This is a genomic window from Aminobacter sp. P4_H6_2, from assembly GCF_056400805.1.
In genome coordinates this window covers 1-14,940 of sequence record NZ_JBFUKO010000078.1, presented here as the reverse complement: position 1 = coordinate 14,940, position 14,940 = coordinate 1, and the positions used below count along the sequence as shown (strand labels likewise).

Annotated in this window: 12 protein-coding genes; 2 read left to right on the top strand and 10 right to left on the bottom strand. The window is 62.2% G+C overall.

Going from position 1 to position 14,940, the window contains the following annotated elements:
• Positions 1–1,079: hypothetical protein (locus AC1DUU_RS09015; RefSeq protein WP_476783079.1), on the bottom strand; the 1,079-nt coding region annotated here is incomplete at its 3' end.
• Between the two features lie 459 nt (positions 1,080–1,538).
• Positions 1,539–1,790 carry a hypothetical protein gene (locus tag AC1DUU_RS09010; RefSeq protein ID WP_476783078.1) on the bottom strand — a complete coding sequence of 84 codons (252 nt, stop codon included), beginning with the start codon at positions 1,788–1,790 and terminating at the stop codon, positions 1,539–1,541.
• 543 nt (positions 1,791–2,333) lie between these two features.
• Between AC1DUU_RS09010 and AC1DUU_RS09005 the strand changes: the two genes are divergently transcribed.
• A complete protein-coding gene (locus tag AC1DUU_RS09005) occupies positions 2,334–2,537 on the top strand; it encodes a hypothetical protein (protein WP_476783077.1) in 204 nt (67 codons plus the stop codon).
• Here AC1DUU_RS09005 and AC1DUU_RS09000 read toward each other — a convergent pair.
• The 8 genes from AC1DUU_RS09000 to AC1DUU_RS08965 form a co-directional block, all read right to left on the bottom strand.
• The gene (locus AC1DUU_RS09000; protein WP_476783076.1) at positions 2,534–3,358 is read right to left on the bottom strand and encodes an ATP-binding cassette domain-containing protein; all 825 of its coding nucleotides are present in this window, start codon (positions 3,356–3,358) and stop codon (positions 2,534–2,536) included. The genes AC1DUU_RS09005 and AC1DUU_RS09000 overlap by 4 nt on opposite strands.
• Positions 3,351–4,388 carry an ABC transporter ATP-binding protein gene (locus AC1DUU_RS08995; protein ID WP_476783075.1) on the bottom strand — a complete coding sequence of 346 codons (1,038 nt, stop codon included), beginning with the start codon at positions 4,386–4,388 and terminating at the stop codon, positions 3,351–3,353. The genes AC1DUU_RS09000 and AC1DUU_RS08995 overlap by 8 nt, the downstream gene beginning before the upstream one ends.
• A 1-nt stretch (position 4,389) precedes the next feature.
• A complete protein-coding gene (locus AC1DUU_RS08990) occupies positions 4,390–5,286 on the bottom strand; it encodes an ABC transporter permease (protein ID WP_476783074.1) in 897 nt (298 codons plus the stop codon).
• On the bottom strand, positions 5,283–6,290 hold the full coding sequence (locus tag AC1DUU_RS08985; protein WP_476783073.1) for an ABC transporter permease: 1,008 nt from the start codon (positions 6,288–6,290) through the stop codon (positions 5,283–5,285). Before AC1DUU_RS08985 ends, AC1DUU_RS08990 begins: the two co-directional genes overlap by 4 nt.
• Before the next feature lie 57 nt (positions 6,291–6,347).
• Entirely contained in the window at positions 6,348–7,922 is a 1,575-nt protein-coding gene (locus tag AC1DUU_RS08980) for an ABC transporter substrate-binding protein (protein WP_476783072.1), read from the bottom strand.
• An 84-nt stretch (positions 7,923–8,006) separates the two neighbouring features.
• Positions 8,007–11,858 carry a hydantoinase B/oxoprolinase family protein gene (locus tag AC1DUU_RS08975; RefSeq protein ID WP_476783071.1) on the bottom strand — a complete coding sequence of 1,284 codons (3,852 nt, stop codon included), beginning with the start codon at positions 11,856–11,858 and terminating at the stop codon, positions 8,007–8,009.
• Positions 11,859–11,876: 18 nt separating this feature from the next.
• Positions 11,877–12,656, bottom strand: coding sequence for an IclR family transcriptional regulator (locus tag AC1DUU_RS08970; protein ID WP_476783070.1), 780 nt, complete (start codon positions 12,654–12,656; stop codon positions 11,877–11,879).
• A 184-nt stretch (positions 12,657–12,840) separates the two neighbouring features.
• On the bottom strand, positions 12,841–13,995 hold the full coding sequence (locus AC1DUU_RS08965; protein ID WP_476783069.1) for a M20 aminoacylase family protein: 1,155 nt from the start codon (positions 13,993–13,995) through the stop codon (positions 12,841–12,843).
• Between the two features lie 164 nt (positions 13,996–14,159).
• Between AC1DUU_RS08965 and AC1DUU_RS08960 the strand changes: the two genes are divergently transcribed.
• Positions 14,160–14,940: amidohydrolase (locus AC1DUU_RS08960; RefSeq protein ID WP_476783068.1), on the top strand; the 781-nt coding region annotated here is incomplete at its 3' end.

The following is a 14,940-nucleotide window of genomic DNA, read 5'->3' as shown; positions in this document are numbered from 1 at the left end:
GCATTGGTGCCTGTGACGGTCACATTCGCGATGGCGAGCGAACCGCCATTGACGGCAAACAGGCCTGTGCCTCCCGCCTGTCCCGCCACCCCGACAGCGTTGAAGTTGATCGTCAGGCCGCTGCCGATCGTGCCGAGCGCAACGGTGGTGTTGTCCACGCCAATACCCACGCTGCTGGTTCCATTCATCTGCAGCGTCGACCCTGGCAACAGCGTCACCTGGCCACCGTCATGCACATAGATCCCCATCGCGCCCCGGCCGTTCATGGTCACCGGGATGAGCACGTCGGGGACGACGCGGCTGTTGGCGCCCGAAGCCCCGAGCCCGACGGAATTAAAGGCTGCCGTCGTGATGCTCGTGCCGGCATGCAGCAAGATCGTGCCGCCGCTCTCGGCGATGGCGCCGTGGCCGGCCGAAATGGTCGAGCCGGCGGTGGCCGTGTTGTTGACGACCGTGGTGCTGGCATTGATCGTGCCGCCGATCGCGGCAAGCGCCGCGCCGACGCCGGTCGTTGTAATAGACGTGCCATTAAGGGTAACGTGCTCGCAGCCCCGTTGGCAAGCACGGCGTGGCCGCCCACCGTCTGGATGCTCAGGCCGCCGTTCGGCACGCTGATCGTGCCGCCATTGGCCTGCAACGCATTGCCGTTGACGACCTGGAAAACAATCAAGCCGGGAGACGCTCCCGCCGAGCTGTCGATGACCAGCGTCCCGCCTGTGACGTTGCTCGCATTGGTGGCGCCGGCCGTCGAAACGGTGGTGTTGCCGACCACGGTGGTGGTCCCGGCAGGGACGTTCACGGTAGTGGTTACCGTGCCCGGTCCGACTGTCTGCGCATCTGCCGAACCAAGCGTCGAAAGCATAATGCCTAGCGCTGAAGTGATTGCGACCAGCGAAGAGGTCGCGAACAGACTTTGAACTATTGCGCTGGAAGGTTTTGCAGAGTGTTGCCGAGACCGAGGTCGGGGCAAAACCATAGGGCTCACGGAACACCTCCGTTAACGMCCCAACAGCCCACATCAGCGTGCGCGTATATTCGGCCTCACGCAAGTATTCGGGCGTGAGGGATTTCATATTCATGGACGGATGTTGCTTTTAGGCACTTGCTAACAAGTGCTAGCCAATCTCGTCGCGGCGGAAAGTCGGCGCAATTCTGATCTCCCTAGGGCGAACGTCGCTTCGGATCGGGTAGCCCGAGAGGCCTGGCCCGGCACGAGAGGCGGTAGAGTCCGCCCCTTCTCCAGATAACAATCCACGTCGGTCCAATGTCGAAAGCCCTCAGTGCACTGGCAGCCTGTTGCGAGCCGATCCGCATGCGGACACGCTATGCGCTGCCGAGGCGGCTATGCCACAGGGAGCCAATTCTAAATTTGATTTAAATAAATTGAGAATGTTAGAGAAAGCAATATATGGTGACATCGGCCGTGCCCGCCGGCGTTCCAGGCGAGGAACGCCAACAGGGCTGAGAACGATGCAATGCCCACCTATTCTGTGGGGCCGGAGCAGAACGGCGTCCTTTGTGCTGATGACAGGATCGCATCACTCCATGTCTGGCACTTCGCCGTGCTGGTATAGAATCTTCGGCTCGCCATATTCGCCAATGGCCGGATTTACCTCGCGAACCCAAGCGATAACTCCGATGTGATGGTCCTCGATCATCTTGGCGAACCGGACCGCTGSTTCGCCGCTTTGCATTTCCCGTGGCTCAAATGCCCAACAAAGCTCGCTGTCGTCGTCGCGGTCAAAGGCGGCGACCACAATCAGCTTGTCGGGTGGCGGGCGGTCCTGCATGCGGCGCTCCAACTTGGCCGGCGCCTCCCGGCTGAGTCTTCCAAAGTTGCGCCGGCCTGCGGACAGACTGCCGCCGCGTGGAAATATTATCAGTGTGCCGATGTTGGCTCAAGGATTGGCTTAGCTCTCTGCCGACTGCTTTTGACCGCAATTTCGGACCTTCGCGACGAAGATCGTCGATCTCAAGAGCAGACCGTACGCTCAGGTCGAGCCTGTTGGTCGAGCGACGATCTGTGCGGGATCCTACTGTTCTGGAAGGTAGAGGATGGACCACTTTGTGAATGCTGATGCTCATAGCGACGTACGGCCGTGTCGCTTACTCTCAGCAGCTCAAGTCAAAAAGGCCAGGTCGTGAGTTCAAATCGAGACGACTTCTCTGAGGCAACAAATGGGGCTCTCGCTGGCCGTGCAGGGCATCGATCTGCAAGACGCCGACGATTGGGCCAAGCGATGAGTCGCCTGTTGCGTTCATGAATGTCGGCATCGCGTCCCACATCGCTGCAGCAGCGCCGGGACAGAGCGCGAGACGATACGATCCTTCGCTTGGGAACGCGTGTCGAGACCGAGGTCGGGCTGATCGCCATCGGGCTCGTCCGCTGTTTCGACGCGCAGTCGCCGCTGTCCCGATACGCTCTACTGAGTGAAATCGGCCTCGCCCGACTCCTTGCAGAAGCGCCAGAAGTCGCGCCGGAAGGGGCAGCGTGGAGTAAGGGCAGCGTTCAGGATGGTGTTAACCTCGACATCTAGCCGTTGCGACCGCTATTTGCTGGAACCCTCACCTCTGGCATCGCACCGATCAGCATGCGGGCATATTCGCTTGTCGGGGAGTCGAAGATGTCGGCGCAATCGCCTTGTTCGACGATTTCACCGCGGTTGATCAGCGCCACGCGATCGCAGAGATAACGCACCACCGCCAGGTCGTGGCTGATGAAGAAATAGGTCAGGCCGAGGCGATCCTGTAACTCGCACAGGAGATTGAGAACCTGCGCCTGCACCGAGACATCGAGCGCAGAGGTCGGCTCGTCCAGAAGAAGCAGCTCCGGCCCGGAGGCCAGTGCACGCGCGATGCAGATGCGTTGGCGTTGGCCGCCGGAGAACTCGTGCGGATAGCGATGCAGGTGCTGCGAGCCCATGCCTACAAGCGAGAGCAGCTCGGCAGCCCGGTCGCTGCGTTGTCTGTTTGTCAGGCCCAAAGTTTCGTGGTGGATCACCAATGGCTCAATCACGATGTCGTATACCGACATGCGCGGATTGAGCGAGGCATAGGGATCCTGGAAGACGATCTGGACGCGCGCGCGCAACCGACGCAGCTCGGCATCTGACAATTTCCCGAGGTCCTGGCCTTGCACACGGATACTGCCCGAGGTGGGCGTCTCCAGATGCAGGATGGAGCGGGTGAGGGTCGTCTTGCCCGAACCACTTTCGCCCACAAGGCCAAAGCTCTCGCCCTTGCGTACGCTGAGCGATACGTTCTTCAGCGCCTGGACCTCTGGCGATGTGCCGAAGATGCCGCGACGCCCTGGGTAGATTTTCGAGACGTTGTCGATCTCAAGCATGATCTCAGTCATGGACGAGCGCCTCCATTTCATTCACGCGAATACAGGCGGCAGCATGGCTGTCGCCAACCGTCACTGGTGCCGGCGTGGCTGCGGTGCACGCGGGCAGGGCGAACTGGCAGCGCGGCGCAAAACGGCAGCCCGGCGGCGGCGTGAGCAGGTTCGGCACTGACCCCGCMAGCCCGCGAAGCTCACCGCGCTTGGTTTCCCGGGTCGGGATCGCTGACATCAGGGCGCGCGTGTAGGGATGGACCGGATTGCCGATCACTGCTGCTACCGGACCGCTTTCGACGATGTTTCCCGCATACATGACAGCAACATGGCTGCATGTTTGGGCGACGACGCCGAGATTATGGGTGATCAACACCACACCCATGTTGAAATCTTTGACGCTGTTTTTGATGAGCTCGAGGATCTGGGCCTGGACCGATACGTCGAGTGCCGTCGTCGGCTCGTCGGCGATGAGAAGATCCGGGCGTCCGATCAGCGCCATGGCAATCAGGACGCGCTGGCGCATGCCGCCGGAAAACTGATGCGGATAGCTGTCGAGCCGCGCCTGCGCATTGGGGATTCCGACGCGAGCCAGCATTTCCCCGGCCATCTTGCGTGCAGCGAGGCGGCGTGCGCGCCGCCCGGCATTGGGCGGGCAACCAATCACTTCAGGATCGCGCTCGGCTGCGGCGAGCGCCACGTCGACGAGCTGCTCGCCTATGCGGAAGGCCGGATTGAGGTTTGTCGTCGGGTCCTGGAAGATCATGCCGATACGCTTGCCTCGCAAGCGCTGCATCTGGGCCGGGCTGAGCTTGAGCAGGTCCTGGCCTTCCAGCAGGATCTCGCCCGCTGAATAGTGCGCAGGCGGCGTTGGCTGCAGGCGCGAGACCGACAGGCCAGTCAGCGACTTGCCGCAGCCGCTTTCTCCGACGAGCCCCCAGATCTCGCCCCGGTTCACGGTGAGATTGATCCCGTTCAGCACATGTGCCCGGCCATCGAAGCTGGACATCCTGAGGTGCAGGTCGCGGATCGCAAGGAGAGGTTGGGTCATCTCAGCGCCTCGCCTTCGGATCGAGGATGTCGCGCAGGCCGTCACCCAAAAGATTGAAGCCGAACACCGCCAAAAACATTGCCATGCCAGGCGCCATGGCCGTCCACCAGTAGTCGGGCATGTATGAGCGCGACACTGAAAGCAGGGTGCCCCATTCAGGTGTTGGCGGTCGAACGCCGATACCGATGAAGCCGAGGCCTGCCACGGTAAGGATGGCAAAGCCCATGTCGAGCGACATCTTGACGATGATTGGCGAGACGACGTTGGGCAAGATATGACGGAAGAGGATGCGTTTCGGTGTGGCACCGAGCGCGCGGGCTGCCGTCACATAGACTTCTTCGCGCGCTGCGAGCACCTCGCCGCGCACCAGTCGCGCATAGCCGGGCCACCATGACAGGGCGATGGCGATGACCATGTTGCCGAAGCCCGAGCCAAGGGCTGCGGCAATCGCCATGGCGAGGATCAGCCCGGGAATGGTCAAGGTGAGGTCGGTCAGCCGCATCAGCACTTCGTCGACCCAGCCGCGGGCGAAGCCAGCAACGGCGCCCACCAGCGTGCCGATTACCGAGCCGATGAGCACGACACCGAAGCCGGCGAGTACAGAAACGGTAGTGCCGGCCATGACGAGCGAAAGCACGTCCTGGCCAAGCTCGTTGGTGCCGAAGGGATGGGCCGCTGACGGTGCCAGGAACCGGGAAGCGGTGTCGACACTGCCCGTAACATGGTTGGGGTAGGGGGCGAGCGCCGTGCCAAAGACGGTGAAGAAGATCACCACCGCGACAATGACCGCACCAAGCATCGACAGCTTGCTCTGGGAAAAGCGGAACAGAGCGCGGCGCAGCCTGTCGCGGCGCGGCGTGGCGATGTCGTCCGCTGTGTTCAGCTCGGTCGTGGTCATGAATAGCGGACCTTGGGGTTGATGACGCCGTAGAGCAAGTCGATGACAAGGTTGGCGAAGACGAAGAGGAGGCCGATGACCAGTGCAACGCCGATGACCGGCATCATGTCCTGCGAAATGATGGCTTTGGTTGCGTAGAGGCCAAGACCCGGCCAGTCGAACACGGTTTCAACCAGTACGGTGCCGCCGAGCAGCCAGCCGAAATAGAGGCCGATCACCGTCAACGTGGCCGAGACAGCGTTTCGGGCGACGTATTTGGTGATGATCTTTGTAGATGGCAGACCGAGCGCACGCGCGGTCATCACATAGTCCTGCTGCATCACCTCGATCGTCGAGGCGCGCATCATGCGCATGATCGTGGCGAGCGGAGAAAGCGACATGGCTATGGCAGGCAACGCCAGATGGCGGAGCGACATGAAGAAGGTATTCCAGTTGCCTGCGATCAATGAATCGATGGTCAGGAAGCCGGTGACGAAGCGCGGCGGGATGACGACGATCGGCAGGCGGCCACCGAGCGGCAGCCACATCAACCACATGGCAAAGCAGAGCTGCAGAAGCAGGCCGAGGAAGAAGCGCGGCATCGAAATCGCGCCGATGGCGCCTACCTGGGCGAGATAATCCGGCCAGCGGTTGCGCCAAACGGCAGTCACGAGGCCGAGCGGGATGCCGACCGCGACCGCGATGAACATCGCCGCGAACACCAGTTCGAGGGTGGCGGGAAGGTAGGCCTTAATATCGGCAGCGACGGGACGGCGCGTGAGGAGCGACGTCCCGAGGTCGCCATGAACCAGCCCGGAGACATAGGTGCCGTACTGCACCCAGATCGGCTTATCCAGGCCGTACTCCACGGCAAGTGCTGCGATTTCGGCCTGCGTTGCGTTCGGACCTGCGGCGAGCGCCACCGGATCGCCCGGCAGAAGGCGTGCGATGGCGAACATGATGATCGTCAGTCCGACGATGACCGGTATGAGCAGCAGAAGCCGCCGCAGGATGAAATGCAGCATTGCCGATGTCCTTTGGTTGGAGCTTTGGCGGGCCCGGAGGCCCGCCAAATGTTCGAMTTAGCCGAGCGACAGGCCCCAGGCCTCGATGGCGTTGGAGGCCACTGGGGTGAAGTGGTAGTCCTTCACCGTGTCGCGCATGGCGAGCTTGCGACGCTCCAGCACGCCGAAGACGTCGGGGGCGTCCTCGACGACCTTCTTCTGGAATTCGCCGTAAATGGCGACGCGCTTGGCCTGGTCGATTTCCTTGCGGCCAGCCTCAATGAGAGCGTCGACTTCCGGGTTCTTGTAGACGGCGTTCTGCCAGGCGCCGTTGCGCGACGAATGGTAAGCCGCATAGGCGATATTATCAGGGTCGCCATAGTTCGCCGTCTGGTAAACGGGGAACAGGTCCGGGAAGGTTTCGGGCGACTTGCAGGCGGTGACCATGTCGGGCCAGTTCATCGGCACGATCTCGAGCTCGATGTTGAGCTGCTTGAGGCTGTCGAGCATGATGAGTGCCCAGCGACGCTGCTGCTCAAGACCCGAGACGTGGTACATCTTGAGCTTGAAGCCGCCTTCAGGCTTGGCCGACTTCGCCATGTATTCCTTGGCCTTGGCCAGATCAGTGCCATAGGCGACGAGATCAGGATTGAAGCCGAGGATGCCCTTGGGCAGCGGGCCGTTCATCGGGTCGGCGTAACCTGCCGCGTCCAGGATCGCCTGATAGTTCGTGGCATAGGAGATGGCCTTGCGCAGGTTGATGTCGGCACAAGGTCCATGCTGCGTGTTCATCTTGATCGAGAAGGTGCGGTATTCCGGTTCGATGACTCTGACAACGCCTGGCGCGTCCTTCAGTGCGTCCATGTCTTCGCTGGTGAGGTCGGTGGCGATATGCGCTTCGCCGCGCTGGATCATCAGCCGCTGCGTAGCGGTCTCACGCACGATTTGCCAGATCACCCCTTCAAGATTGCCGCCGYCGGCCTGCCACGCTTCCGGCGCGCGGGCCAGCTGGTAAAGCGTGCCGACCTCGAAGCGGGCGACAGTGAACGGGCCTGAGCCGGCAGCGTTGGTCATGAGGTAGGTTTCGCCGGCGTCGCTACCGAGATTGGCCTCGACCACCGCCTTCTCGACGATGAAGATCCACGGCAGCACCTGCAGGAATGGTGCGAATGGCGTTGCTAGCTTGAACTTCACCGTTCCGGCGTCGACCGCCGATACGCCCTCGGCGGTGACGATGTCGCGGATCATCCACGAATTGCCCTTGGCAAGCTTCAGCGCACGGCCGAAGGAATAGACCACGTCGTCGGCGGTGACGGCATTGCCGGAATGGAACTTCGCGGCCTTGTTCAGAACGAATGTGTACTCTGTCCCGTCAGGGCTGACGGCCCAGCTCTCAGCGATCCCCGGCGTGGGTACGGGCGGATTGCCCGAGATACGCACGAGCGGGTCATAGACGTTGCGCAGGAAAAAGGACGCGGAATAGCCCGTCGCGGTGTGCGGGTCGAAATTGGGGATGTCCTGGCCGGCGGCGATGATCAGGACACCGCCCGACTGCGCAAGGAGCTGGCGGGGAAAAACAGTTGTAGCGAGGCCCACGCCGGCCAAGGCCAGCAGGCCACGCCGCGAGATGTTGAACTTGTTAAAGGCAGTCATTGCATTCCTCCTGTCGAATATGTGGTCGTCGTTGCAGGTGGGCGGCGCCAGTCGGCCGGGCGCCGCCGGAAATCGATGGGACGGTCAGGCCCAGGCCACGTTCTCCTGGGGTGCCACGGTTCCCGATGTTCCCGGTTCGTGGCGGTAGTTGAGCGCAACGTGATCGGGCGTGACGAAACCAAGCGCGAGGTCGCGGGAGATTGCAGCCGGGGCACGCTCGGCGGAGTTGCCGTAGCCGGAACCGCCGGCGAGCACGAGCTCGACTACCTGGTCGGTCCGGTGTAGCGAAACCAGCTCGCCCGTGCCGCAATCACGCAGCACGCTGCCGTCGGTGGACAGTACGCGTCCGCGGGCCCCGCCGCCGGCCTTGCCGCCGAACAGGCCGTCGATCGGATTGTCGACGCCTTCGGGATAGACGGACACCAGCATCTCCAGCCCGTCATCGTAACGCTTGCGGAAACGCACGACCTGGCCAAGTCCGCCGCGCATCTTGCCGGCACCGCCGGTGTCTGCAAGGAATGCCTTCTCCAGTACCAGGACCGGAACTCGGCTTTCCATCAGTTCGATAGACGTATTGGCTGCCGAGGTTGGCCAAAGAAGCGAGGAGTGGCCGTCGCCGCGCTCGGAGCCGCCCTGACCACCTCCGCAAAAGAGCATGTCCGAATAGAACTGCCCGTCCTTGGTCTGGCCATAGACATTGGCGGCCACGGCAAGTCCGGTAAACGACTGGACCATATCAGGCGAAGCCGATGCGAGCGCTGCGAAGATGTTCGGCGCGAGATACCAGCCAGTGCGCGTGCGCAGGTTCACCGCAGCCGGATAGGTCGGGTTCAGGATCGAGCCTTCGGGCGCGGTAACGATGAACGGGCGATAGCATCCGGCATTGCCGCGCACAGTCGGCGTGAGCATGCACTTCAACGGGTAGGTCGCATGGGCCGCCGTGTAGTTCAGCGTCGAGTTCAAGCCACCCTGCGGCAGTTGCGGCGGGGCACCGGCGAAATCGACGCTGATGCTGTCGCCTTCCACTTTCACCAGAACCGGGTAGCTGATCTTTTCGCCCAGCGGGTTGTTGGTGATGACCGAACGGTATTCACCGTCGGGCAGCGCAAGGATCGCGTCGCGCATGGCCTTTTCCGACAGCCCTTGGACGACTTCGGCGAGGGCGCCCAGATCATGCATCCCATAGTCGTGCATGAAGGCATCGAGCCGCTCCGCCCCGAGCTTGTTGGCTGCCACGAAGGAGAAGATGTCGCCCAGGACCTGCTCGCCGTTGCGGACGTTCTGCTGGATGAGCTGGATCAGTGTCTCGTTTGGCTTTCCCTCCTCGAAGATCTTCATCGGCGGGATCTGCAGCCCTTCCTCATAGATCTCGCGGGCATGGAGCGAATCCTTGGTGCCTCCGATATCCGAGACGTGGCCGACAGTACCCATCAGGCCTACGAGCCGACCGTTGCGGAAGGCAGGCGTGACGATGGCGATGTCGAAGAGATGGCCGGCGCAGAGCCATGGATCGTTGGTGATCAGGACGTCGCCAGGCTTCAGAGTTTCCGCCGGATAACGCGCCAGCAAGGCTTTGACCGCGCGGGGCAGCGTCAGGTTGAAGACGGGCATCGCGCGCGGGCTATGGGCGAGCGTTTCGCCATCCTTGTCGAGGAGTTCGCAGGCAAAATCCTGCGCCTCGGCGATGACGAGCGAAAACGCAGTGCGGCACACCGTCAGCCACATCTCCTCGACGACATTGACAAGGCGCGACCACATGATTTCTAGGCCGATCGGATCGGCCTTGATGCGGGAGACGGCCTCCGCCCGCGACATGTCAGCGGTGACGAACGCATCGATGGCCTTGAGCGCGCCAACCTGAACGCAAAGGTTCTGGCTTGCATCAATGGTCACGCTGTCCGACGGGCCGATGACGGTGGTGGACTCCCGTTCCTCGATGATTGCCGGGCCAGGGATCGTGTCGCCGCTGCTGAGCGCGTAGCGATCGTAGACTGCGGTCTCGAAACTACCTTCGTCGAACCAGCAGACGCGGTGCCCCTTGATCCGGGCCGCGGTATCGCCGCCGCCGGTAGCGCCGGTCAGCGAAAGCTGCGGTGTGGGGCCTGCCACACGAACGCGGAAGTTGACGGATTCAAAGCGCGCACCCTCGAAAGGCTCGGCATAGCGGGTCGAATAGGCGCGAACAAAGGCCTCGCGTATTGCGGGTAGATCGCCTTCGCCGAGTGTGGTGGCAGGAAGCGGCACGCTGATGTCGTGCATCTGCCCGACAAGGCGCATGTCCGCGCTGCGCTCGACTATAGTATCTGCTGAGGCGATGTCCGAGCGTGACAGCTGGTGGCGGCCCTCGTTTTCGAGGTCCGTAAGCAGCCGGTTGACAGCGTCCGCGTCGAAACCTGACTTCAGTTCGACCCTCAGTGACCGCACGCCCTCGAAGGAAAGAGGAGCGGCGAGGAAGCCAAGCGCCGATGCCGCGCCCGATGCAGGCGGGATCAAGACGGAACTGATGCCCATGGCACGTGCCACATCGACCGCATGCGCGGGGCCGGCGCCGCCRAAACCAACCATGGAGTATTCGCGCGGATCTTTGCCGCGCTCAACCAGATGCACGCGCGCAGCAGAGGCCATACTTTCGACGACGACCTTGTGGATGCCGAGTGCCGCCTCTTCGGTTGTGAGGCCCAGCGGCCTGGCCACGCGTGCGATTGCTGCGCGGGCGGCCTCGAGGTCGAGCTTCATGCGGCCGCCGAGGAAGAAACTGGGATCGTAATAGCCGAGCGTGAGGTTGGCGTCGGTGACCGTAGGCTCCTTGCCACCCATGCCATAGCATGCCGGACCAGGATCGGAACCCGCCGACTGCGGGCCTACCTTAAGCAAGCCGACGTCATCGATGGCGGCGATCGAGCCGCCGCCGGCGCCGATCTCGATCATCTCGATCACTGGCGCCTTGATAGGCAGGCCGGATCCCTTGACGAAACGGTGGACGCGCGCTGCCTCCATCATAGGCGAGATCTCGGCGCGCCCGTTCTCGATCATGCAGGCCTTGGCAGTGGTGCCACCCATATCGAACGAAATGACATCGGAGAGCCCGGCTGCCTTGCCGAATAGAGCTGTGGCGAGCCCGCCGCCCGCCGGACCACTTTCGAGCAGTCGGATTGGAAAGTCGCGCGCGGTCTCCAGGGACATCAGTCCACCGGCAGAATGCATGAGACGAAGCGGGCCTGCGAAACCCGCGCTTCGCAAGGATTTCTCCAGCTTGGTCAGGTAGCGGTGCATCAGGGGCTGTACGAAGGCGTTGGCGCAGGTCGTAACCGTACGCTGGTATTCGCCCATTTCGGCCACGACCTCGCTCGAAATCGAGATCGACAGCTCGGGGAACGCAGCGCGGATGATGTCGGCGGCGCGGCGTTCATGGGCTGCGTTGGCGTAGGAATGGATGAACGCAATGGCCACTGCCTCGCAGCCTTCCGCGACCAGCGATTTCGCCGCCTGCAGAACCTGCGCCTCGTCGAGAGCGGTTTCCACCTCGCCTGCGGCCGTCATGCGCTCATCCACCTCGCGGCGCAGGTCGCGGCTGACCATGGGATCGGGGAAAGAGACGAAAAGGTCATAGATGTCGTAGCGCTGCTCGGTTCCCATTTCGAGCAAGTCCCGGAAACCGCGCGTCGTAATGAGGCCGACAGGAGCACCCTTGCGCTCGATAACGGCATTGGTGACCAGCGTTGTGCCGTGAACGATCTCGTCTACATCGCCGTGCTTGATGTTCTGCAGATCCAGCAACTCCTGCAGGCCGACGAGCGCTGCCTGGGACRGATCGTGAGGCGTGGTCAGCCGCTTGTGCAGCGTGACGGAGTGGTTCTTGCTGTCGTAGAGCACGAAGTCGGTGAAGGTTCCACCAATGTCGAACCCCACGCGCCAGCGGTTGGGCAGATCACTCATTACATGATGTCCTTTTCTTCAAATCCGGGGGGCGACGAAAGCGCTGTCGCCCAGGTCCTCGGCAATGCGGGCGGCCCCCTTGGCGAGGGCAACGATCATCTCGTCGCGGCCTTTGGTGTCCACGAGTGCGTGGGGGTAAACGATGCACAGGCTGACGGCTTCGTCGGTGCGAGGGTCGGCAACTGATATCGCGATGGCGTCCACCCCGGGGGTCGCCTCCTGGCTCGAATATGCGAAGCCTTGATGCCGTACTTTTGAGAGCTGCTCGCTCAGGTCAGCCAGCGCACCGTGTCCGGCGTAGAGTGCAAGCACCTCTTCATCGCCAAGCCGCGCTAGCAGCGACCGACCGGTGGCACTGAGATGGGCGGGCAGACGCCGGCCGATATTGCTGACGACGCGGAGCGCGTTGGTGCCCTGGAAGTCGGCTACAGCAGTCACTTCCTTGCCGTCGCGCACGGAAATGTAACCGGTATGGCCAAAGGTATTGCTTGCTTCGGCTACGACTTCGCTGGCGCGGCCAATCAGCAGCGAAGAACGACGGTAGGCCGCCGCGAGGTCAAGCATCAGGCGGCCCGGGCGATGCCGGTGGCTGTCGCCGATCGTCTCCAGCATGTTCGCCTCGCGCATCGCCTTCAAGAGACGTGACGCATTGGCTTTCGGCATGCCGAGCAATCTCACGACGTCCGAGACCGTGAGATCGGGACAGTCGTTGCCAAAGCACCTCAATACGTCTGCGGCATTATTCAGGACCGACATTGCTCCTCCGAGCCGTTCCATAAAATGGAACCTGAGTTCCATATAATGCAACCAATGCTCTCGTCCGTTCATTTGGTCAAGTTGAAAAATGAGCCGACTTCCCGATGTCACCGGGCAGGCGGCGTCACAGGATCGCAAAGCCAAAGCTTCGCCCGCCCCGGCAGCGATGCCGGGATCGAGCGAATTCCTCAGATCAAGAATTTGATTTTATTGGGGGCCGTCGCCCTCAGGCGGCGCCGCGTACTTCGACGAGGCGTGCCAGCAAACTGGCGCCGACAGGCAGGATCGTGTCGTCGAAAATAAATCCGGGATTGTGCAGCGGAACAGTGCCGCCATGCCCAAGATTGAAGAAAGCGCCGGGAACGACGCGCAGAAGGTCGGCCATATCCTCCGACCCCATGGTCAGTTCGGCATTCGGTTGCGCCTTGTCGCCGACGATCTCTTGCGCGACCTCGATGAGATTGCCCACCCGCTCCGGATCGTTTGAGAGGACATCGAAGATGTTGCGGATATCTGCCGTGATCTCGATCTCATGCGCGAGCGCAAAACCTGCGCAGAGCTTGCGGATGCGGTTTTCGATCATCACGCCATCGGCATCGTCGAAGTAGCGGAAGGTGCCGCGAAGCACCGCGGCTTCAGGAATGACGTTGTAGGCGGATCCGGCATGAAACTGCGTGACCGAAACGACGGCGGGATGCGTCGGATCCATGTTGCGCGAGACGATCTCCTGCATCTCTTTCACCAGGCCAGAACCGATGGTGATCGGATCGCGGCTGGCCTGGGGCATGGCCCCGTGGCTACCGCGGCCGTGGAGGGTGATGTCGAAGAAGCTGGCGCCGGCTTGCGCCTTCCCCGGCCGGATCGTCAGCTGGGAATGCCCCTGATAGGGCGAGTTGTGCATCCCATAGAGTTCGTCGCAGGGGAAGCGGTCAAAGAGACCGTCGCGCAGCATCGCCCTGGCGCCGCCAAGGCCTTCCTCTGCCGGCTGGAAGATCAACACGGCGCGACCTGCGAAATCGCGATTGCCGGCGAGATAGCGCGCAGCACCGAGCAGCATGGTGGTGTGCCCATCGTGACCACAGCCATGAAAGACGCCGGGGTTCTTCGACGCATAAGGCAGGTTGGTCAGCTCATCCATGGGCAGGGCGTCCATATCGGCCCGCAACCCGATGCTACGGCCCGGGCGGGTACCCTCGATGACGCCGACCAGTCCGGTTCCGCCAATGCCGCGCTCGATGATGACGCCCCAACTCGCAAGCAGATCCGCCACCCGCTGGGAAGTGCGATGCTCCTCGAAGCCGAGCTCGGGATGCTGGTGGAAGTCTTTGCGTATCGCGGTGAGATCGTCGGCGAATTGGGCGATCTGTTCGATTACTGGCATGGGGAACCGTCATTGTTGGCTTCGGCCGTCTCTCGCACCTGCATCTTGTGAAGGCAAGCGTTTCGTCCTACGGCGTCGAAGACGTCGAGCGCGCAAGCTCGGGTGCGCGTCCTCGCCGTTGGACTGCGCGGCAAACCTGATTCAATTGGAAGAAAGAGGAAGAGATGCCCATCCAAGACACGATCGAGACGATTGCCGAGGAAGCCGTCCTGTGGCGCCGCCATCTCCATCAGCATCCCGAACTCTTGTTCGACCTGCCCATCACATCGACCTTCGTTGCCGACAAGCTCAAGTCGTTCGGCTGCGATGAAGTTGTCACCGGTATCGCGAAATCGGGTGTTGTCGCAGTCGTGAAAGGAAGGTTGGGTGGCCGCACCATCGGTCTGCGGGCCGATATGGATGCGTTGCCGATAACCGAGCAGACAAATCTGGCTCACGCGTCGAAAAACCTCGGCAGGATGCACGCATGCGGTCACGATGGCCACACGGCGATGCTGCTTGCTGCTGCCCGTCACTTCGCCTCCACTAGGGATTTTGCCGGAACGGTGGTGCTGATCTTTCAGCCTGCTGAGGAGGGTGGCGCTGGTGGGCGCGTGATGATCGAGGAGGGGCTTCTGGAGCGCTTCGGCATACAGGAGGTCTTTGGCATGCATAACGACCCGGGCCTGCCAATAGGTTCGTTCGCAATCCGCTCTGGGCCGATGTTGGCGGCCGCCGACCGCTTCGTTGTTACTCTGCGTGGTAAGGGTGCCCATGCCGCCTCGCCGCACGAATCGCGGGACCCTGTGCTGGTCAGTGCGCATCTGGTGACGGCGCTCCAGTCGATCGCCTCACGCCATGTCGATCCCTTCGATCCAGTGGTCGTGTCGGTCACCTATCTCGCCGGCGGCAGTGCCGATGCACTTAACGTGATCCCGGAAGCGACCGTCGTTGGTGGCACAATAC